17 protein-coding genes are annotated in these 19680 nt (G+C 72.0%); 13 read left to right on the top strand and 4 right to left on the bottom strand.

Translation table 11 applies throughout. The features are described 5' to 3' along the window. The first annotated feature begins 52 nt into the window (after nucleotides 1-52). On the top strand, nucleotides 53-1039 hold the full coding sequence (holA, locus tag ACZ6MA_RS03295; RefSeq protein WP_469430643.1) for a DNA polymerase III subunit delta: 987 nt from the start codon (nucleotides 53-55) through the stop codon (nucleotides 1037-1039). 354 nt (nucleotides 1040-1393) lie between these two features. Here the strand turns inward: holA and rpsT are convergent, their stop codons facing one another. Beyond that, on the bottom strand, nucleotides 1394-1660 hold the full coding sequence (gene rpsT / locus ACZ6MA_RS03290; RefSeq protein WP_087928167.1) for a 30S ribosomal protein S20: 267 nt from the start codon (nucleotides 1658-1660) through the stop codon (nucleotides 1394-1396). 203 nt (nucleotides 1661-1863) lie between these two features. Here rpsT and lepA point away from each other — a divergent pair, with 203 nt between their 5' ends. From lepA to hemW, 3 genes are all read left to right on the top strand, one after another. Next, complete coding sequence (gene lepA, locus ACZ6MA_RS03285; protein ID WP_469140394.1) at nucleotides 1864-3735, top strand: translation elongation factor 4; 1872 nt, start codon at nucleotides 1864-1866, stop codon at nucleotides 3733-3735. A 307-nt stretch (nucleotides 3736-4042) separates the two neighbouring features. After that, nucleotides 4043-5932 (top strand): AMP-dependent synthetase/ligase, encoded by a 1890-nt coding sequence (locus tag ACZ6MA_RS03280; RefSeq protein WP_469430641.1) that lies wholly within the window; start codon nucleotides 4043-4045, stop codon nucleotides 5930-5932. Between the two features lie 68 nt (nucleotides 5933-6000). Beyond that, nucleotides 6001-7233: a radical SAM family heme chaperone HemW gene (hemW, locus tag ACZ6MA_RS03275; RefSeq protein ID WP_469430640.1), complete on the top strand. Its 1233-nt coding sequence runs from the start codon at nucleotides 6001-6003 to the stop codon at nucleotides 7231-7233. Between the two features lie 58 nt (nucleotides 7234-7291). On the opposite strand, the gene ACZ6MA_RS03270 is transcribed toward hemW, so the two are convergent. After that, entirely contained in the window at nucleotides 7292-8134 is an 843-nt protein-coding gene (locus ACZ6MA_RS03270) for a DUF3097 domain-containing protein (RefSeq protein WP_469430638.1), read from the bottom strand. Between the two features lie 93 nt (nucleotides 8135-8227). After that, on the bottom strand, nucleotides 8228-8965 hold the full coding sequence (locus tag ACZ6MA_RS03265) for an MBL fold metallo-hydrolase (RefSeq protein ID WP_469430636.1): 738 nt from the start codon (nucleotides 8963-8965) through the stop codon (nucleotides 8228-8230). A gap of 174 nt (nucleotides 8966-9139) precedes the next feature. Between ACZ6MA_RS03265 and hrcA the strand changes: the two genes are divergently transcribed. The 4 genes from hrcA (at nucleotide 9140) to ACZ6MA_RS03245 (ending at nucleotide 13529) form a co-directional block, all read left to right on the top strand. Further along, nucleotides 9140-10156, top strand: coding sequence for a heat-inducible transcriptional repressor HrcA (hrcA, locus tag ACZ6MA_RS03260; protein WP_130877872.1), 1017 nt, complete (start codon nucleotides 9140-9142; stop codon nucleotides 10154-10156). After that, the gene (dnaJ, locus tag ACZ6MA_RS03255; RefSeq protein ID WP_469430635.1) at nucleotides 10157-11293 is read left to right on the top strand and encodes a molecular chaperone DnaJ; all 1137 of its coding nucleotides are present in this window, start codon (nucleotides 10157-10159) and stop codon (nucleotides 11291-11293) included. A gap of 383 nt (nucleotides 11294-11676) precedes the next feature. Continuing rightward, entirely contained in the window at nucleotides 11677-12780 is a 1104-nt protein-coding gene (locus ACZ6MA_RS03250; RefSeq protein WP_469430633.1) for a nitronate monooxygenase, read from the top strand. After that, nucleotides 12777-13529, top strand: coding sequence for a 16S rRNA (uracil(1498)-N(3))-methyltransferase (locus ACZ6MA_RS03245; RefSeq protein ID WP_469430631.1), 753 nt, complete (start codon nucleotides 12777-12779; stop codon nucleotides 13527-13529). The genes ACZ6MA_RS03250 and ACZ6MA_RS03245 overlap by 4 nt, the downstream gene beginning before the upstream one ends. Nucleotides 13530-13642: 113 nt before the next feature. Here the strand turns inward: ACZ6MA_RS03245 and ACZ6MA_RS03240 are convergent, their stop codons facing one another. Beyond that, nucleotides 13643-14677, bottom strand: coding sequence for a helix-turn-helix domain-containing protein (locus ACZ6MA_RS03240; protein ID WP_469430629.1), 1035 nt, complete (start codon nucleotides 14675-14677; stop codon nucleotides 13643-13645). A 107-nt stretch (nucleotides 14678-14784) separates the two neighbouring features. On the opposite strand from ACZ6MA_RS03240, the gene ACZ6MA_RS03235 reads away from it, so the two are divergent. From ACZ6MA_RS03235 to ACZ6MA_RS03215, 5 genes are all read left to right on the top strand, one after another. Beyond that, nucleotides 14785-15681, top strand: a complete 897-nt coding sequence (locus ACZ6MA_RS03235) for an alpha/beta hydrolase (RefSeq protein WP_469430628.1) — start codon at nucleotides 14785-14787, stop codon at nucleotides 15679-15681. A 237-nt stretch (nucleotides 15682-15918) separates the two neighbouring features. Next, entirely contained in the window at nucleotides 15919-17052 is a 1134-nt protein-coding gene (locus tag ACZ6MA_RS03230; protein WP_469431181.1) for a serine hydrolase domain-containing protein, read from the top strand. Nucleotides 17053-17269: 217 nt separating this feature from the next. After that, nucleotides 17270-17758, top strand: a complete 489-nt coding sequence (locus ACZ6MA_RS03225; protein ID WP_469430627.1) for a hypothetical protein — start codon at nucleotides 17270-17272, stop codon at nucleotides 17756-17758. A gap of 107 nt (nucleotides 17759-17865) precedes the next feature. Further along, nucleotides 17866-18225 (top strand): histidine triad nucleotide-binding protein, encoded by a 360-nt coding sequence (locus ACZ6MA_RS03220; protein WP_469430625.1) that lies wholly within the window; start codon nucleotides 17866-17868, stop codon nucleotides 18223-18225. A 42-nt stretch (nucleotides 18226-18267) separates the two neighbouring features. Continuing rightward, the gene (locus ACZ6MA_RS03215; RefSeq protein WP_469430624.1) at nucleotides 18268-19176 is read left to right on the top strand and encodes a ribonuclease Z; all 909 of its coding nucleotides are present in this window, start codon (nucleotides 18268-18270) and stop codon (nucleotides 19174-19176) included. Nucleotides 19177-19680 lie beyond the last annotated feature (504 nt).

The following is a 19680-nucleotide window of genomic DNA, read 5'->3' as shown; positions in this document are numbered from 1 at the left end:
CCGGGTCCGCCGCACGGGGAGCGTGTCAGTGGGGCGTGGGATGCTGGACGCGATGGCCAGGAAGACTGCAACCGACGACCCGCTCGCTCCCCTCACGATCGCCGTGGGCCAGGAGGATCTGCTCCTCGACCGCGCGGTGCGGGAGGTGGTGACGGCGGCCCGCGCCGCCGACGCGGACACCGATGTGCGCGACCTCACGCCCGACGCGCTCCAGCCCGGCACGCTCGCCCAGCTGACCAGTCCCTCGCTGTTCGCCGAGCGCAAGGTCGTGGTCGTGCGCAACGCCCACGACCTGTCGGCGGACACGATCAAGGACGTGAAGAACTACCTCGGCTCGCCCGTCGAGGAGATCACCCTCGTCCTCCTGCACGCCGGTGGCGCCAAGGGCAAGGGCCTCCTCGACGCGGCGCGCAAGGCGGGGGCCCGGGAGGTCGCCTGTCCGAAGATGACCAAGCCGGCGGACCGGCTGGCGTTCGTCCGGTCGGAGTTCCGGGCGACCGGCCGCTCGGCGACGCCCGAGGCCTGCCAGTCCCTCGTGGACGCGATCGGCAGTGATCTGCGCGAGCTGGCGAGCGCCTGCGCGCAGCTCGTCGCCGACATCGAGGGCACCATCGACGAGGCCGTCGTCGCCCGCTACTACACGGGCCGTGCCGAGGCATCCAGCTTCACCGTGGCCGACCGTGCCGTGGAGGGCCGCGCGGCCGAGGCGCTGGAGGCACTGCGCTGGGCGATGTCGACCGGCGTCGCCCCGGTGCTGATCACGAGCGCGCTCGCGCAGGGGGTGCGGTCGATCGGCAAGCTGGCCTCCGCCCCGCGCGGTGCGCGCCCCGGCGATCTGGCCCGTGAGCTGGGCATGCCGCCGTGGAAGATCGACCGGGTGCGCCAGCAGATGCGCGGCTGGTCGGCGGACGGCGTCGCGGCGGCCCTGACCGCCGTCGCCGAGGCCGACGCGGGCGTCAAGGGCGGCGGCGACGACCCGGAGTACGCACTGGAGAAGGCCGTCGTGGCCGTCGCAAGAGCGGCCCGCAGCCGTTCGTAGTCGTTCGTAGTCGTTCGTCGAGCTGAAGCCGTTCACAGCCTCGGGGCCGTTCGTCAGCGGTAGCCCCTGGGTGGGGTACCCCTTCCCCCGAACGGCCCGCACGCCGCCCCGAACGGCCGAAGGCCCGGGTTCCGGAACGGCCGAAGGCCCCGTGCCGCCCTGGGGAAGGGCAGGCACGGGGCCTTCGGTATCGAGCCGTCGAGCCGGAGGCTCAGTGCGCCGCACCCGCGTGGCGAACGCAGGCCGCGTGCGGCGCGCATCGCAGCCTGGCTGCGATGAGGTGCCGGGACGGCGCGGTAGAGAGGGTCCGCGGAGTCCGTACCGACGGGGTGGGGCTCACGCCCCGGAAGAACTTCAGGCCTTGAGAGCGGCAGCCTGCTTGGCCAGCGCCGACTTCTTGTTGGCGGCGGCGTTCTTGTGCAGGACACCCTTGCTGGCGGCCTTGTCGAGCTTCTTGCCGGCCGCGGCAACCGCGGCGGTGGCCTTCTCGACGTCGCCGGCGAGCAGGGCCTCACGGGCCGCGCGGACAGCGGTCTTGACCGAGGACTTGACGGCCTTGTTGCGCAGGCGCGCCTTCTCGTTGGTCTTGTTCCGCTTGATCTGGGACTTGATGTTCGCCACGAAAGAGCCTTTTCAGCTTCGTCGGATTTCGATGAGCACCCCGGCCCGAGAGGGCACGAGGCACAGTGGACCAGGTTACCAGCAGCCCCGACGGGCTCCCAAACCGGACCGAGGTCGCCGGTCATGGGACGATGGGGGGACGTATAAACCGCGACTCCCGCCGAGACCGCGTTCAAACGCCGAAGTCACCGAATGGACCTTGCGTGCCCGCGACCCCTACCAACGTGCCGGAGCCGAGCCGTACCGACCCGGCTCTGATCCGTAACTTCTGCATCATCGCGCACATCGACCACGGCAAGTCGACGCTCGCCGACCGGATGCTCCAGCTGACCGGTGTGGTCGACTCGCGGCAGATGCGCGCACAGTACCTCGACCGGATGGACATCGAGCGCGAGCGCGGCATCACGATCAAGTCCCAGGCGGTCCGCCTGCCCTGGGCGCCCACCGAGGGCGAGGACACGGGGCAGACCCACATCCTCAACATGATCGACACGCCGGGCCACGTGGACTTCACCTATGAGGTCTCGCGTTCGCTCGCCGCCTGTGAGGGCTGCATCCTCCTCGTGGACGCGGCCCAGGGCATCGAGGCCCAGACCCTCGCCAACCTGTACCTGGCGATGGAGAACGACCTCACGATCATCCCGGTCCTCAACAAGATCGACCTGCCGGCCGCGCAGCCCGAGAAGTTCGCCGCCGAGCTGGCGCACCTGATCGGCTGCGACCCCTCCGACGTGCTGAAGGTCTCCGCGAAGACCGGCGTCGGCGTCGACGAGCTGCTCAACGAGGTCGTCAAGCAGGTCCCGCCGCCGGTCGGCGTCAAGGACGCCCCGGCCCGCGCGATGATCTTCGACTCGGTCTATGACTCCTACCGCGGCGTGGTCACCTACGTCAGGGTCGTGGACGGCGAGCTGAAGAAGCGCGAGCGCATCAAGATGATGTCGACCGGCGCCACCCACGAACTGCTGGAGATCGGTGTCTCCTCGCCCGAGATGACGGCCTCCGACGGCCTCGGCGTCGGTGAGGTGGGCTACATCATCACCGGTGTGAAGGACGTCCGGCAGTCCAAGGTCGGTGACACGATCACCTCCCTGCACAACGGCGCCACCGAGGCCCTGGGCGGCTACAAGGACCCCAAGCCGATGGTGTTCTCGGGCCTGTACCCGCTGGACGGCTCGGACTACCCGGAGCTGCGCGAGGCCCTCGACAAGCTCCAGCTCAACGACGCCGCGCTCGTCTACGAGCCGGAGACCTCGGCCGCGCTCGGCTTCGGCTTCCGCGTCGGCTTCCTCGGTCTGCTGCACCTGGACGTGATCCGCGAGCGGCTGGAGCGGGAGTTCGGCCTGGACCTCATCGCCACCGCGCCGAACGTGGTCTACCGGGTCAACATGGAGGACGGCACCGAGCACATCGTCACCAACCCGAGCGAGTTCCCCGAGGGGAAGATCGCCGAGGTGCACGAGCCGGTGGTGAAGTCGACGATCCTCGCGCCCAACGAGTTCGTCGGCGCGATCATGGAGCTGTGCCAGTCCCGCCGCGGCTCGCTGCTGGGCATGGACTACCTCTCCGAGGACCGCGTCGAGCTGCGCTACACCCTGCCGCTCGCGGAGATCGTCTTCGACTTCTTCGACCAGCTGAAGTCCAAGACCCGCGGTTACGCCTCCCTCGACTACGAGCCCACCGGCGAGCAGCAGGCCAGCCTGGTCAAGGTCGACATCCTGCTGCACGGCGACAAGGTGGACGCGTTCTCCGCCATCACGCACAAGGACAAGGCGTACGCGTACGGCGTGCGGCTCGTCGCCAAGCTGCGCGAGCTGATCCCGCGGCAGAACTTCGAGGTGCCGATCCAGGCCGCCATCGGCTCGCGGGTCATCGCCCGTGAGACGGTCCGCGCGATCCGCAAGGACGTCCTCGCCAAGTGCTACGGCGGCGACATCTCCCGTAAGCGCAAGCTGCTGGAGAAGCAGAAGGAAGGCAAGAAGCGGATGAAGATGGTCGGCAGCGTGGAGGTCCCGCAGGAGGCCTTCATCGCGGTGCTGTCCTCGGACTCCGACGGCGCGGAGAAGGGCAAGAAGTAGCCCCCGCGTGAACGACGCGTAGCCGCGGCGGCTCCCGCCGCCCGGCCGGAAGGCGCCCGCCCCCGCGAGGGGACGGGCGCCTCTTCGTATGCCCGCGCCCCGGTACGGTCCACGATCCGCGCCCGATTCGGACCGGAAAAAGGCTGCTCCACAGTGGTGTGTGCATATGACACTCACCACTGTGGTCACAGCTTGAACCCGTCGTCCACAGCCCCTTACGCGGTGGCGGCACGGGCTCTAGTCTGATCACAGTTTGGAAGGTTACTCACGAGTCACCACAGCGAAGTGCGGGCCCCCGGAGGATGCCGTGACCGAGACACAGACCTTGATCGAGAGCCGGCCGCCGTCCGTGGCGACCCTCTTCCTCGAACGTGTCGGGGCGACCCCGGACGCGGAGGCGTACCGCTACCCGGTGCCCGCGGCCTCCGGTACGGGCCCCGACACCTGGGCCTCGCTCACCTGGGGCGGCGCGGCCGAGCGGGTCTTCGCCATCGCCGCCGGCCTCCTCGCCCTCGGGGTGCGCCCCGAGGAGCGGGTCGCGCTCGCCTGCTCCACCCGCGTGGAATGGATACTGGCGGACCTCGGTGTCCTGTGCGCCGGCACCGCGACCACCACGATCTACCCCAGCACCAACGCCGACGAGACGGCCTTCATCCTCTCCGACTCGGAGAGCAAGGTGCTCATCGCCGAGAACGCCGCGCAGCTCGCCAAGGCCCGGCAGCGGCGGGCCGAGCTGCCCGCCCTCGCCCATGTCGTCGTGATCGACGCCGAGGACGCCGTCCCGGCCGACGGGGACCCCGAGGGCTGGGTGCTCTCCCTGACGGAGCTGGAGCGCCGGGGCGCCGAGCACCTGCGCAAGCACCCCGACGCCGTGCGGGAGAGCATCGGCGCCCTGCGCGCCGACCAGCTCGCCACCCTCATCTACACCTCCGGCACCACCGGCCGCCCCAAGGGCGTACGGCTGCCGCACGACTGCTGGTCGTACATGGCCCGGGCGATCCAGGCCACCGAGCTGGTGCTCCCCGACGACGTGCAGTATCTGTGGCTGCCGCTCGCACACGTCTTCGGCAAGGTGCTGACCGCAGGGCAGATCAGCGTCGGCCACGTCACCGCCGTCGACGGCCGGGTCGACAAGATCATCGAGAATCTGCCGATCGTCCGGCCCACGTACATGGCCGCCGTGCCGCGCGTCTTCGAGAAGGTCTACAACGGCGTCGCGGCCAAGGCCCGCGCCGGCGGCGGCGCCAAGTACAAGATCTTCCAGTGGGCCGCGGAGGTCGCCCGCGAATACGCCAAGGTCTCGCAGGACAACTTCCGCCGCACCGGCAGCCGGACCGCCCCCTTCGGGCTCACCGCCAAGCACAAGGTCGCCGACGCGCTCGTCTACGCCAAGATCCGCGAGGCGTTCGGCGGCCGGATGCGCGCCTGTGTCTCCGGCGCGTCCGCCCTCGCCCCCGATATCGGTTACTTCTTCTCCGGCGCCGGCATCCACATCCTGGAGGGCTACGGCCTCACCGAGACCAGTGCCGCCAGCTTCGTCAACCCCGGTGAGGCGTACCGCACCGGCACGGTCGGCAAGCCGCTGCCCGGCACGGAGGTCCGCATCGCCGACGACGGCGAGATCCTGCTGCGCGGGCCCGGCGTCATGGAGGGCTACCACGGCCAGCCCGAGAAGACGGCGGAGGTGCTGGAGTCCGACGGCTGGTTCCACACCGGCGACATCGGCGAGCTGTCCCCGGACGGCTTCCTGCGGATCACCGACCGGAAGAAGGACCTGATCAAGACCTCGGGTGGCAAATACGTCGCGCCGGCCGAGGTGGAAGGCCAGTTCAAGGCCGTGTGTCCGTTCGTCTCCAACATCCTGGTGTACGGGGCGGACCGTAACTTCTGCACCGCCCTCATCGCGCTCGACGAGCCGACGCTGATGTCCTGGGCCGCGGAACACGGCCTGGAGGGCAAGTCGTACGCCGAGGTGGTCGCCACCAAGGAGACCGAGGAGCTGATCGAGGGCTATGTGCGGCGGCTGAACGAGGGCCTCCAGCGCTGGCAGACGATCAAGAAGTTCCGGCTGCTGCCGCGCGATCTGGACGTCGAGCACGGCGAGCTGACCCCGAGCCTCAAGCTCAAGCGCCCGGTGGTGGAGCGGGAGTACAAGGCCCTGATCGAGGAGATGTACGAGGGGTCCAGGGAGGGCTGAGGCACGGGCCCGCCCCGCCGCCGTCCGGCCCGGGCGGGCCCACCGGCGGCATGCCGGACAATGGACGCATGCCTTCCGTACTGCCTGATGGTGAGCCCATGCCCGAGGACGGGGCCCTGCCCCGGCCTGCCCTGGAGGGCGCGGGGCAGCGGCCGCTCGGGTTCTATCTGCACGTGCCGTACTGCGCGACACGCTGCGGTTACTGCGACTTCAACACCTACACCGCCAGTGAGCTGCGCGGCTCCGGCGGCGCGCTGGCCTCCCGGGACAACTACGCCGACACCCTCACGCAGGAGATCCGGCTCGCGCGGAAGGTACTGGGCGACGACCCCCGCCCCGTGGAGACCGTCTTCGTCGGCGGCGGCACACCGACCCTGCTGCCCGCCGCCGACCTGGTACGGATGCTGGCCGCGATCCGCGACGAGTTCGGCTTCGCCGAGGGCGCGGAGATCACCACCGAGGCCAACCCCGAATCCGTCGACCCCCGCTACCTCGCGGAACTGCGCGAGGGCGGCTTCAACCGGATCTCGTTCGGCATGCAGAGCGCGCGGCAGCACGTGCTGAAGATCCTGGACCGCAACCACACCCCGGGCCGCCCGGAGGCCTGCGTCGCCGAGGCCCGGGCGGCCGGCTTCGAGCACGTCAACCTGGACCTGATCTACGGCACGCCGGGGGAGTCCGACGACGACTGGCGGGCCTCGCTGTCCGCCGCGATCGGCGCGGGCCCCGACCACGTCTCGGCCTACGCCCTGATCGTCGAGGAGGGCACCCAGCTCGCCCGGCGCATCCGCCGCGGCGAGGTCCCGATGACCGACGACGACGTCCACGCCGACCGCTACCTCATCGCCGAGGAGATGCTCACCGCCGCCGGCTTCGGCTGGTACGAGGTCTCGAACTGGGCCACCACCGACGCGGGCCGCTGCCGCCACAACGAGCTGTACTGGCGCGGCGCCGACTGGTGGGGCGCCGGCCCCGGGGCCCACTCCCATGTGGGGGGCGTGCGGTGGTGGAACGTCAAGCACCCCGGCGCATACGCGCAGGCACTGGCCGAGGGGCGCTCCCCGGGAGCGGGCCGCGAGGTCCTGCCGGACGAGGACCGGCGGGTGGAGCGGATCCTGCTGGAGCTGCGGATGCTGGAGGGGTGCCCGCTGTCCCTGCTGAAGCCGGCCGGAGCGGCGGCGGCCGCGCGTGCCCTGTCGGACGGCCTGCTGGACCCCGGCCCGTACGAGCGGGGCCGCGCGGTCCTGACCCTGCGGGGGCGGCTGCTCGCCGATGCCGTGGTGCGGGATCTGGTGGACTAAAGGCCCCGGGGCTCCGCCCCGGGCCCCGGTCCTCAAGCGCCGGACGGGCTGAGTATTCTCAGGGCGCTGTCACGAAGTCGATCAGCTCCTCCACCCGCCCCAGCAGCTGCGGCTCCAGGTCCTTGTACGAGCGGACCGATCCCAGGATCCGCTGCCAGGCGGCGCCCGTGTTCTCCGGCCAGCCCAGTGCCCGGCACACGCCCGTCTTCCAGTCCTCGCCGCGCGGGACGCGCGGCCATGCCGGGATGCCCACCGAGGACGGCTTCACCGCCTCCCACACGTCGATGTACGGGTGGCCGACGACCAGCACGTCCTCGCCCGTGACCCGCGCCGCGATCCGTGACTCCTTGGAGCCCGGCACGAGGTGGTCGACCAGGACCCCCAGACGGGCGTCCGGGGCGGGGGCGAAGGAGCGGACGATGGCGGGGAGGTCGTCGATGCCCTCCAGGTACTCCACGACCACGCCCTCGATGCGCAGGTCGTCACCCCACACCCGCTCCACGAGTTCCGCGTCGTGCCGTCCCTCGACGTAGATGCGCCCCGCCCGGGCCACCCGTGCCCGGGCCCCGGGCACGGCCACCGAGCCGGAGGCGGTCCGCCGGGGCGTGCCGGGGCCATGGCCGCTGGGGCCGGGGCCGGGTCCGCCGGGGCGCACGAGGGTGACGACCCGGCCGTCCAGCAGAAAGCCGCGCGGATCCATGGGGAAGACCCGGTGTTTGCCGAAGCGGTCCTCCAGGGTGACCGTCGGGCCCTGCGCCGTCTTCTCGCAGCGGATCACCGCCCCGCAGAAGCCCGTGCCGGCCTCCTCGACCACCAGGCCGGGGTCGGCCGGGACCTCGGGAGCGGGGGCGGTCTTCTTCCAGGGAGGGGTCAGGTCGGGGCCGTACTGTCTGCTGCGCATGAAGCCGTTCCGGTCGGGGGTCCGGGGGTGCCCGGAGGCGCGCGGCCCGTGCCGCGCACCAGCCCGACGATAGGAAAAAGCGCGCGACAGGGGCTACGACACGCCGAAACGCAGCGCGAGCGCGTCACGTTGCGCCCGGACGAATCCGGCATCCACCACCGCGCCGTGGCCCGGGACGTAGAGCGCGTCCGCGCCACCGAGCGCCAGCAACGCGTCCAGTGCCGCGGGCCACTGCTCGGGCAGCGCGTCCGTGCCCGCCTGCGGTTCGCCGGACTCCTCGACCAGGTCCCCGCAGAACACGACCTCGGGAGCGCCGCCGGCGTCCGTCACCAGCACCGCCAGATCGTGCGCCGTATGCCCGGGCCCCACGTCGGCGAGCAGCACCCGGCGGCCGCCGCCCAGGTCCAGGGTCAGCTCGCCGGAGACCAGATGGTGCGGGCGCACCAGCAGATCGGCCGCCTCCTCGGCGGCGTCGGGGTCCACCCCCTGCCGCACCGCGCTCGTGCGCACCTCCTCCCCGTCGCACAGCGCCACGTCGATGCCCATCGCCCCGTACACCTGCGCGCCCGCGAAGGCGGCGGTGCCCAGTACGTGATCGAAGTGCGCGTGCGTGAGAGCGATATGCGTCACGCGGCGGCCGAAGAGTTCCTCGACCTCCCGGCGGATCTCCGCGCCCTCCCGCAGGGACGAGCCGGTGTCCACGAGCAGCAGCCCGTCAGGCCCCGCGACGGCCCCGATCGTGCAGTCCCAGACCGGCATCCTGCGGCGCGCGATGCCCGGCGCCAGCGGCTCCCAGCGCTCCCGCGCGCCCCGTTCCCCAAGATTTTCCATACCGAGACGCTAGCCGGAGCACGGTACGGTTTGCCCGCCGGTGAGGCGCGCGCCGGGACGGCCCTTGCCCTGGCCGTAGTACCCGGCCGTACACTGGCGGGAGGGATTTGGCACTCGTGACCTTCGAGTGCCAGGGACGACCCCGTGAGACGGCTGGACAGGGAGGTGCGCGCGGTGCTGAGCGAACGAAGGCTCGAGGTGTTGCGCGCCATCGTCCAGGACTACGTGGGCACCGAGGAGCCGGTCGGCTCCAAGGCCCTCACCGAGCGGCACCGGCTGGGCGTCTCCCCGGCCACCGTGCGCAACGACATGGCCGCGCTGGAGGACGAGGGCTTCATCGCCCAGCCCCACACGAGCGCGGGCCGCATTCCGACCGACAAGGGCTACCGCCTGTTCGTCGACAAGCTGGCCGGCGTCAAGCCGCTGTCCTCGCCCGAGCGGCGCGCGATCCAGAACTTCCTGGACGGCGCCGTCGACCTGGACGACGTCGTGGCGCGCACGGTCCGGCTGCTGGCGCAGCTGACCCGGCAGGTCGCGGTGGTGCAGTACCCGTCGCTGACCCGGTCGACGGTGCGGCATGTGGAATTGCTCTCACTCGCCCCGGCCCGGGTGATGCTCGTGCTGATCACGGACACCGGCCGGGTCGAGCAGCGCATGGTCGACTGCCCGGCACCGTTCGGCGAGACCTCGCTCGCGGACCTGCGGGCCCGGCTCAACAGCCGTGTCGTGGGGCGGCGGTTCGCCGACGTGCCGCAGCTGGTGCAGGATCTTCCGGAGTCCTTCGAGCAGGACGACCGAGGAACCGTTTCCACGGTGCTCGCTACCCTGCTGGAGACCCTGGTCGAGGAGACCGAGGAACGGCTGATGATCGGCGGCACCGCCAATCTCACTCGTTTCGGGCATGACTTCCCGCTGACGATCCGGCCCGTGCTGGAGGCGTTGGAGGAGCAGGTCGTGCTGCTCAAGCTCCTGGGCGAGGCCAAGGACTCGGGCATGACCGTCCGTATCGGTCATGAGAACGCTCACGAGGGGCTGACCTCCACCTCGGTCGTGGCCGTCGGCTACGGTTCGGGCGACGAGGCAGTCGCCAAACTCGGCGTGGTCGGACCGACCCGCATGGACTACCCCGGAACGATGGGAGCGGTACGCGCAGTGGCACGTTACGTCGGACAGATCCTGGCGGAGTCGTAAGTGGCCACGGACTACTACGCGGTCCTGGGCGTACGGCGTGATGCCTCGCAGGACGAGATCAAGAAGGCCTTCCGTCGGCTCGCCCGCGAGCTGCACCCGGATGTGAACCCGGACCCGAAGACCCAGGAGCGGTTCAAGGAGATCAACGCCGCTTACGAGGTGCTCTCCGACCCGCAGAAGAAGCAGGTCTACGACCTCGGCGGCGACCCGCTGTCCTCCTCGGGCGGCGGCGGTGGCGCGGGTGGCTTCGGCGCGGGCTTCGGCAATTTCTCCGACATCATGGACGCCTTCTTCGGGCAGACCTCGCAGCGCGGCCCCCGGTCGCGCACGCGGCGCGGCCAGGACGCCATGATCCGGCTCGAAGTCACCCTCGACGAGGCCGCCTTCGGTACGACCAAGGAGATCCAGGTCGACACGGCCGTCGTCTGCACCACGTGCAGCGGCGAGGGCGCGGCCCCCGGCACGTCCGCCCAGACCTGTGACATGTGCCGTGGTCGCGGCGAGGTCTCGCAGGTCACCCGGTCCTTCCTCGGCCAGGTCATGACCTCCCGGCCGTGCCCGCAGTGCCAGGGCTTCGGCACCGTGGTGCCGACCCCGTGCCCGGAGTGCGCCGGCGACGGCCGCGTCCGTTCGCGGCGGACCCTGACGGTGAAGATCCCGGCCGGTGTCGACAACGGCACCCGCATCCAGCTCGCGGGCGAGGGCGAGGTCGGCCCCGGCGGCGGCCCGGCCGGCGATCTGTACGTGGAGATCCACGAGGTCCCGCACAGCAGGTTCCAGCGGCGTGGCGACGATCTGCACTGCACGGTCACCATCCCGATGACGGCCGCGGCGCTGGGCACGAAGGTGCCGCTGGAGACGCTGGACGGCATCGAGGAGATCGACATCCGGCCCGGTACCCAGTCCGGCCAGTCGATCCCGCTGCACCAGCGCGGTGTCACCCACCTGCGCGGCGGCGGCCGCGGTGACCTCGTCGTGCACGTCGAGGTGACCACCCCCTCCAAGCTCGACCCGCAGCAGGAGGACCTGCTGCGACAGCTCGCGAAGCTGCGCGGCGAGGAGCGTCCGATGGGCGAGTTCAAGCCGGGGCAGCAGGGGCTGTTCTCGCGCTTGAAGGATGCGTTCAACGGGCGGTAGGCGCTGGCCGGGGGTTCGGGGGTTGTCCCCCGGGTGGTGCGGTAAGCCGGGGCAGCAGGGGCTGTTCTCGCGCTTGAAGAACGCGTTCAACGGGCGGTAGGCGCCTGGCTGGGCTTGACCGACGCGGGCTCGCGCTGCGCGCCCAACGCGGTCGGGCTCGCACTGCGTGCAGTCGTCAGGACGTCGGGCCGGGGCATTCGCCCCGGCCCGACGCGCGTTTGCGGGGCCCGGCGTCAACGCCCGTGCCGCGTAAGCCGGTACGCGGCGTGGCCGGGCGCGGCCGATGGGCCCCACCCGTACGGGTGGAGTCGGGGGGCGCCCCCGGCCCGGGGCCCGGCCGGGTTCGATTCGGCGCCGTGCGCGGGGCGTGACACGATGTGGTCATGGCTTTTGACTCCAGGGGGGCCGCGGCGCTGACGGGCCTGTTCCGGTATCCGGTCGTGCAGGCCCCCATGGCGGGCGGCGCCTCGTGCCCCGCGCTCGCCGCAGCGGTCTCCGAGGCCGGTGGCCTCGGCTTTCTCGCCGCCGGGTACAAGACGCCGACGGCGATGCGCGAGGAGATCGCGGACACGCGGGCCAGGACCGGCCGCCCCTTCGGTGTGAACCTCTTCCTGCCACAGCCGCCCGTGACCGACCAGGCCGCCGTGGACGCCTACGGGCAACGGCTCACCGACGAGAGCGCCCGGTACGAGGCACCGCTCGGTGAGCCCGGCCAGAGCCGTGACGACGCCTACGAGGCCAAGCTCGCGGTCCTCCTGGAAGATCCCGTCGCGGTGGTCTCCTTCCACTTCGGCTGCCCGGACCCCGAGGTCCTGGCGGCCCTCGCCGGGGTCGGCACGCGCACCGCGGTGACGGCCACCTCGGCCGCCGAGGCGCGGGCCGCGCAGCGGGCGGGCGCCGACGCGGTCTGCGTCCAGGGCGTCGAGGCCGGCGGCCACCAGGGCACCCACCACGACGACGGGGCGGACGGGGCGGGCACCGGACTGCTCGCGCTCCTCGCGGAGGTCCGCGACGCGGTGACCGTCCCACTGATCGCGGCGGGCGGCCTCATGCGCGGCGACCAGATCGCCGCCGTCCTCGCGGCGGGCGCGACGGCGGCCCAGCTGGGCACGGCGTTCCTGGTCTGCCCCGAGTCGGGCGCACATGACCTGCACAAACAGGCCATGACCGATCCCATGTTCACCCGCACCACACTGACCCGGGCCTTCTCCGGCCGCCCCGCGCGCGGTCTGGTGAACCGTTTCATCCGTGAGCACGGCCCGTACGCCCCGGCCGCGTACCCGCAGGTGCACCATCTGACGTCCGGCCTCCGCAAGGCCGCCGCGCGGGCGGGCGACCCGCAGGCCATGGCCCTGTGGGCGGGGCAGGGCCACCGTCTGGCGCGGGACCTTCCGGCGGGACGGCTGGTGGAGGTCCTGGCCGCCGAACTGGGCGCGGCACGGGCGTCGTTGACGCGAGGCAGTGAACTGCGAGGGAGCGAGACATGACAGCACCGGTCTTCCTGGTCGAGGAGGACTCCCTGACGGGCGTCTTCCCCGGCACGGTCTTCCCCCTCGACGGCCCGGAAGGGCGGCACGCGGTCTCGGTCCGCCGTCTGCGGGCGGGCGAGGAGATCGTTCTGACCGACGGCGCGGGCACGGGCGCCTTCGGCACCGTGGCCGCCGTCGAGGGCAAGGACCACCTCGACGTCGCGGTCACCTCGGTCCGCTCCGAACCCCTGCCCCAGCCGCACATCACGGTCGTGCAGGCACTGCCCAAGGGCGACCGGGGCGAGTTGGCGGTCGAGACCATGACCGAGACCGGTGTCGACGGGATCGTCCCGTGGTCGGCGTCGCGTTGCGTCACCCAGTGGAAGGGCGAACGCGGGCTGAAGGCACTGGGCAAGTGGCGTGCGACGGCCCGCGAGGCCGGAAAGCAGTCCCGCCGTCTGCGCTTCCCGCCGGTGTCCGACCTTTTGACGACGAAGCAGGTATCGACCCTGCTCGCGGACGCCGCGTTCGCGGCCGTCCTCCACGAGGAGGGCAGCAGTGCCCCCCTGGCCACGGCCCCGCTCCCGCAGACGGGCAACATCGTCCTGGTCGTCGGCCCGGAGGGCGGCGTCTCCCCGGAGGAGCTGGCCGCCTTCGCCGAAGCGGGGGCCAAGCCCTACCGCCTGGGCCCGAGCGTCCTGCGCACGTCGACGGCGGGCACGGCGGCCACGGCACTGCTGCTGGGGCGGACGGGGCGCTGGTCCTGAAGCCGGTCCGTACCGACGGCAAGCATGCCCCCGGTGCCGCGTACCCGTGGTCGCCGCCGTGGCGAGGCCAATCGTCGTGGTGAGGCCGGTCGTCGTGGCGAGGCCGGTCGTCCTCACGCGTCGAGCAGCCGCCACGCGGTGAGCGCGAGCCGGACCCGCAGCAGCCCGGCGGGTTCGGTGAGTTCGATGCCCAGGGTCTTCGCGATCTGCTCGATGCGGCGGGCGACGCTGCTGTGGTGCAGATGGAGGACGTCGGCGGCCCGGCGCAGGGAGCCGGTGACGCAGTAGGCGTCCAGCGTCTCCATGTCGTCCGCGTTGCCGGAGATCCGGGCGATGGCGGCCACGTCGGGGTTGTCGCGCGCGGCCTCCTCGGGTATCTCGGCCAGCAGCGCCAGCGCGCCCAGGCCGGCGTAGCGGACGACCGGTTCGCGCGGGCTGGTGAAGCGGAGGGCGGTGCGGGCCTGCCGCCAGGAGAGGGCGGGGTTCTCTGCCGCACCGATGCCCGCGCGGACGCCCGCCGGAATCCGGGCCGTGTCGATGGCGGCGGCCAGGATGACGCCCACGTCGCCGAGCGGTGCCGCCTTCACCGGGCGGCCCGGGCACACCAGGCCGCCGATCGCGTCGAGCGGAAGCCGGGACCGTACGGCGACGACGCGGACCGGCAGGCCGGCGGCGAATCCGAGGAGCCGCAGCGCCCGGGCCCGGGCCGCCTCGTCGCTGTCGGCGCTGATCGCCAGTTCGACGAGGGCGGGGTCGGCCATGGTGGTACGGGCCGGGCCGTACTGCTCGGCGACGGCCGCTGCGGCGATGGCGAGCCGGTCGAGGAGCACGTCGTCGAGGGGGTTCGGCGGGCCGGGGCGTTCCAGCCACACCGTGCCGATCTCCTCCTCGTCGAGGGTGATCGGCGCCGTCGTGGACGCGGGGGCCGACGGTGCGCACGCCCGGTCGCCGTCCGGCGCGAAGCGGATCACCCGGCCCGTGCCGTGCAGCCGGATCCCCGCCACGCACTCGGCCAGGCCCGCCGATCCCCGGGCGAGCGCCGGGAGATCCACCCGTCGGCGCATCAGCGTGTCGTAGAACGCGACGATGCGGATCGCGCCGTCGACATACGGATCCAGTCCCGACAGCCGAACGGCCAGTGCTTCCATGGCAGAAGGATAGAAGGACCGGGGTGCGCCGATCGGCGCGTCATCGCGGTGGGACGCGCGACGGACGGCGGATGACCCGCCGGGTGACGGCCGTGAGGATGGTCGTCATGGATCCCGAGCTAGAGGCCTTCCTCCCGTTCCTCCCCCGACTCGACATGAACGACCCCGTCACCTCGCGCAAGGACTTCGCCGAGCGTGCCGCCGCGGCGCCGCCACCGGACACCTCCACCATGGAAGTCGAGGACCGCACGGTGCCCGCCGACCCGGACGTGGCGGTGCGGGTCTACCGCCCGCACCGGGCGCAAGGCGCCATCGTCTGGCTGCACGGCGGCGGCGGAGTCTTCGGCGACCTGGACACCGAGCATCCCTGGGCCGCCCGGATCGCGGGCCTCTCCGGGGCGGTGGTGATCTCGGTGGGCTACCGACTGGCGCCCGAAAACCCGTTCCCGGCCGCCCTCGACGACGCCTGCGCCGTACTGGCCTGGACGGCCGAGCACGCGCACGAACTCGGCATCGACCCGGCGCGGATCGCGGTCGGAGGACACAGCGCCGGCGCGAACATCGCCGCCGCGACCGCCCTGCGGGCGCGCGACGAGCAGGGGCCGGCCATCCGCTTCCAACTGCTCAACCAGCCGGGACTGGACGACCGGCAGGAGACGTGGTCGGCGCGGAACTTCACCGACACGCCCTGGTTCGACCGCGGCAAGCTCGCCACGGCCTGGCGGCACTACCTGGGCCCCGCACCCGCCACGCCCTACGCCGCCCCCGCGCGGGCCGCCGATCTGTCCGGCCTGCCCCCGGCCTACATCGCCACCGCCGAGTTCTGCCCGAACCGCGACGAGGGCATCGACTACGCGTTGCGCCTGATGCGGGCGGGCGTGTCGGTCGAACTCCACCAATGGCCCGGAACCTTCCACGGATCACAGGCGATCCTGTCCGCCGACGTCTCGCAGCGGCAGAACGCCGAACTCGGCGCCGCTCTGCGTCGCGGCCTGGCCGCGTGAGCCGGAAATGCCGACCGGCACGGGGAAAGCCCCCGGTCCACTCCACCTATTGATCACGCCACTCCACTCACTGATCACGAAAGGACGGACGTCGTGAAGACCCGACTGGCGATATGGGGAACCGTGGCCGCGCTGAGTGTCTGCGCGGGCACGGCGGCGGCAGCCACCGCACCCGAGGGGACGGGGGCCGCCCCGGCCGCCGGCGCGAGCCCCGCGACCGGCCTCGACCCCGGCGCGCTGCAGTCCGCCCTGGACGGTGTCCACCGCGCCGGCATCCCGGGGGTGTACGCCGAGGTGCGCGATGCCGGCCGGACCTGGCGCGGCGCCTCCGGGGTCGCCGATGTCACGACCGGCCGTCCCGTCACGCCCGACATGCGGCAGCGCGTCGGCAGCATCACCAAGACCTTCACGGCCGCCGCGATCATGCAGCAGGTCGAACAGGGCCGGATCCGGCTCGACGCGCCGATCGGCGACCATCTGCCGGAGCTGGTACCGGGCGAGCGCGGCCGGAAGATCACGGTCCGGATGCTGCTCAACAACACCAGCGGCCTCCCCGACTACATCCGCTACGCGTTCCCTTCCCTGGGGGAGAGGTCGTCCAAGAGCCTGGACGACAACCGGTTCAGACAGTTCCGTCCCGCCGAGCTGATCAAGATGGGCGTCGACGCGCCTCCCGCGGGCGAACCGGGAGCCACTCCGGGGGTGTACTCCAACACCAACTACCTGCTCCTCGGCCAACTCCTGGAGCGGGTCACCGGTACCACGGCCGAGGAGTACATCACCCGGCACGTCATCGAGCGAGCGGGACTCCGGCGCACCGGGTTCCCCGGCGGGCCGCGCATCACGGGACCGCACTCGCGGATGTACGAGGCCCTGTGGGGCGGGATCGACCCGCCGCGCGACTACAGCGTCTACAACATGTCCTGGACGGGGACGGGGGCCGCGCTCGTCTCGACCATGGACGATCTCAACCGTTTCTACGGCAAGCTGCTCGACGGCAGGATCGTCGGCCGGGCGTCGCTGGCCGAGATGCAGCGCACGGTCCCGGTCGTCGCCCTGGACGGAACGCTGATCGACTACGGCCTCGGCCTGCACAAGGTCGGCACCCGGGACTGCGGCACTTTCTGGGGCCACGACGGGACGGTCTGGGGGGCCGGAACGATCTCCCTGACCCGGGCCGACGGCAAGCGTCAGATGTCCGTCGCCGTCAACCTCCAGAGGTGGAACAAGCCGGACTCCTCGGGAAAGCCGCAGCACCACCCCATCGACGACGCGCTGAAGACGCTGCAACGGCAGGCGATGTGCGGTACGGCGGACGCCCGGGAGAACCCGGCATCACCGCCGGCGTCCTCGGGGCACGACCTGCCGTAGGAAGCTCCGCGAAGGGGGCCGACGTCGTTCGCGGGGGAATCGGCGTCGCCCCTGACCGGGCCGTCCGACGAGGGCCTCGACCGGGCCTCACCGGGCCCGGTTCCGAGTGGCCTGAGGCGTCCTTCCGCCCCGCCCGTGCGAGTGGGAACCTCCCTCTATGAGGGCATTGAGGCGACTGCGAGGCCGGCGGGTGCTGTCCGCTACGGGAGCCGCGGCGTTGACGGGCACGGCGGTCGTGGCGCTCGCCGCCTGCCGGCCCTCCGACGCGCTCGACACGGCGACCGTCTCCGTCACCACCGATCAGCTGGCCACCCGTCAGCTGGAGCACGAGCACATCCCCGTGCGCTGGCTGACCTGCACCGGGAAGGCGGAGTCCGACGGCGGCACCGACAAGGACGGCAAGCGCAAGGTGACCGCCGTCGGTGTCGACTGCCAGGGCAGGACCGACAAGGACAAGAGGATCATCGCCTTCGGCAGGATCACCGGCATCAACGGCCAGTCGTGCGTCACGGGTTCGCTGACCGTGAAGGTCGACGGCAGGACCGTCTTCGCGGGCGGCGTCCTCGGTGACTGCGGGCGGACCGGCGGTGGCGGCGGGCAGGGCAAGCCCTCGCCACACCCGTCCCCGACGTGCACCGACAAGAACGGCGACGGCGGGCACGGCGATCACCACGGCGGGAACCAGGGCTCCCAGCAGGGGAAGTAGGGCCCGTCGGGCCGATCGCCGCGCAGCGGTGGTGCACGCGTCACCCTCCGGGGGCAGCCGGGTAGCATCCGGACCGTACGAGCCGACGACCCGGGAGGAGCCCACCGGTGGCGGGAGAACCGCAGGCCGATTGCCTGTTCTGCAAGATCGTGGCGGGGGAGGTGCCGGCGACCGTCGTGCGGGAGTCCGAAACCACCGTGGCGTTCCGTGACATCAATCCCCAGGCCCCCACGCACGTCCTGGTGATCCCCAAGGCGCACTACCCCGACGCCGCCTCCCTGGCGGCCGCCGAGCCGGGCATCGCCGCGGACATACTGCGCGAGGCCGGCCAGGTCGCGGCGGGGGAGGGCGTGGACGAGAAGGGCTTCCGCATCGTCTTCAACACCGGCGCCGGCGCCGGGCAGACGGTCTTCCACGCGCACGCCCATGTGCTGGGCGGCCGGGGCCTCAACTGGCCTCCCGGCTGACCGCAGCCACCGGCACCACACCGAACAGACGAAAGCAGTCCCTTGTCCGTACGCGAACTCGTCGTCCTCGGCACCGCCAGCCAGGTGCCCACCCGGCACCGTAACCACAACGGCTACGTCCTGCTCTGGGACGGCGAGGGCCTGCTCTTCGACCCCGGTGAGGGCACCCAGCGGCAGATGCTGCGCGCGGGGGTGGCCGCGCACGACCTGAACCGGCTGTGCGTCACCCACTTCCACGGCGACCACTCCCTGGGCCTCGCCGGGGTGATCCAGCGGATCAACCTCGACCGGGTGCCGCACCCGGTCACCGCGCACTACCCTGCGAGCGGCCAGCGGTTCTTCGACCGGCTGCGGTACGCCACCGCCTACCGCGAGACGGTGAAGCTGGCCCAGGAGCCGGTCTCCGGGCCCGGCGGGGTACTGGCCGCGGCCCCCGCGTACACGCTGGACGCGCGCAGACTCTCCCACCCCGTCGAGTCCTACGGCTACCGCCTGGTGGAGCCCGACGGGCGCCGGATGCTGCCCGCGCTGCTGGCGGAACGCGGGATCGCCGGGCCGGACGTGGGCCGGCTCCAGCGCGAGGGCGTCGTCGGGGGCGTCACGCTGGACGAGGTGAGCGAGGTGCGGCCCGGGCAGCGGTTCGCCTTCATCATGGACACCCGGCTGTGCGACGGCGTCTACGAGCTGGCACGGGGCTGCGACCTGCTGGTCATCGAGTCCACGTTCCTCGACGAGGACGAAGCGCTCGCCGTCGAACACGGCCACCTGACGGCCGGCCAGGCCGCCCGGGTCGCGGCGGAGGCGGGCGTCCGCCACCTGGTGCTGACGCACTTCTCGCAGCGGTACGCCGACCCCACGTCCTTCGAACACCAGGCCCGGGCGGCGGGCTTCACCGCCGAACTGACGGTCGCCCGCGACCTGATGCGGGTACCGGTACCGAAGAGGCGGTGACGCCTGTGTCTTTTGCCTGAGCCCAGCCAGATCAGCCCGTCCGGCGTTTGAGGACGCGCCCGCAGGGCGCCCGCCGCCGCAGGCGGCCAAGACGGCCCGCAGGCGCGAATCGGCGGCAGGGCGCCCGCCGCCGCAGGTGCGACCGAGAGTTTTAGGTGGCGGATGAGCACGCTAGTTGGCGGATCTTGGTCTTATAGCGCTGCGTTGTGATCAGATCCGAGGACCAGCCCCCGCTGCCGACCGGGGGCGCTGCTGTGGGTGAGTGAGCGAGGCAGCGAGCGCGAAGATCCCGTCGGATTCAAGTCACCTGGACGATCTTGTCACCGGGTACGACGGGGATGTCCGGCTGCGAGATCGGCTGCGGCTCGGGGAGGGCTGGACATGTCGTTGGAGTTCGACGTGGCAGGTGGGTACCGGTGAGGTCTGTTGGCCCGTCCGGGATATGGCTCACGTGCCGGTGCTGTTGTCCCGGCCGGTGCGGGGGTTCGCGTGGCGGGCGAAGCA

The sequence above is a fragment of the Streptomyces sp. NPDC042259 genome, assembly GCF_055582085.1.
The sequence above is the reverse complement of the archived record's forward strand: the minus strand, read 5'-3'. Positions and strand labels throughout refer to the sequence as shown.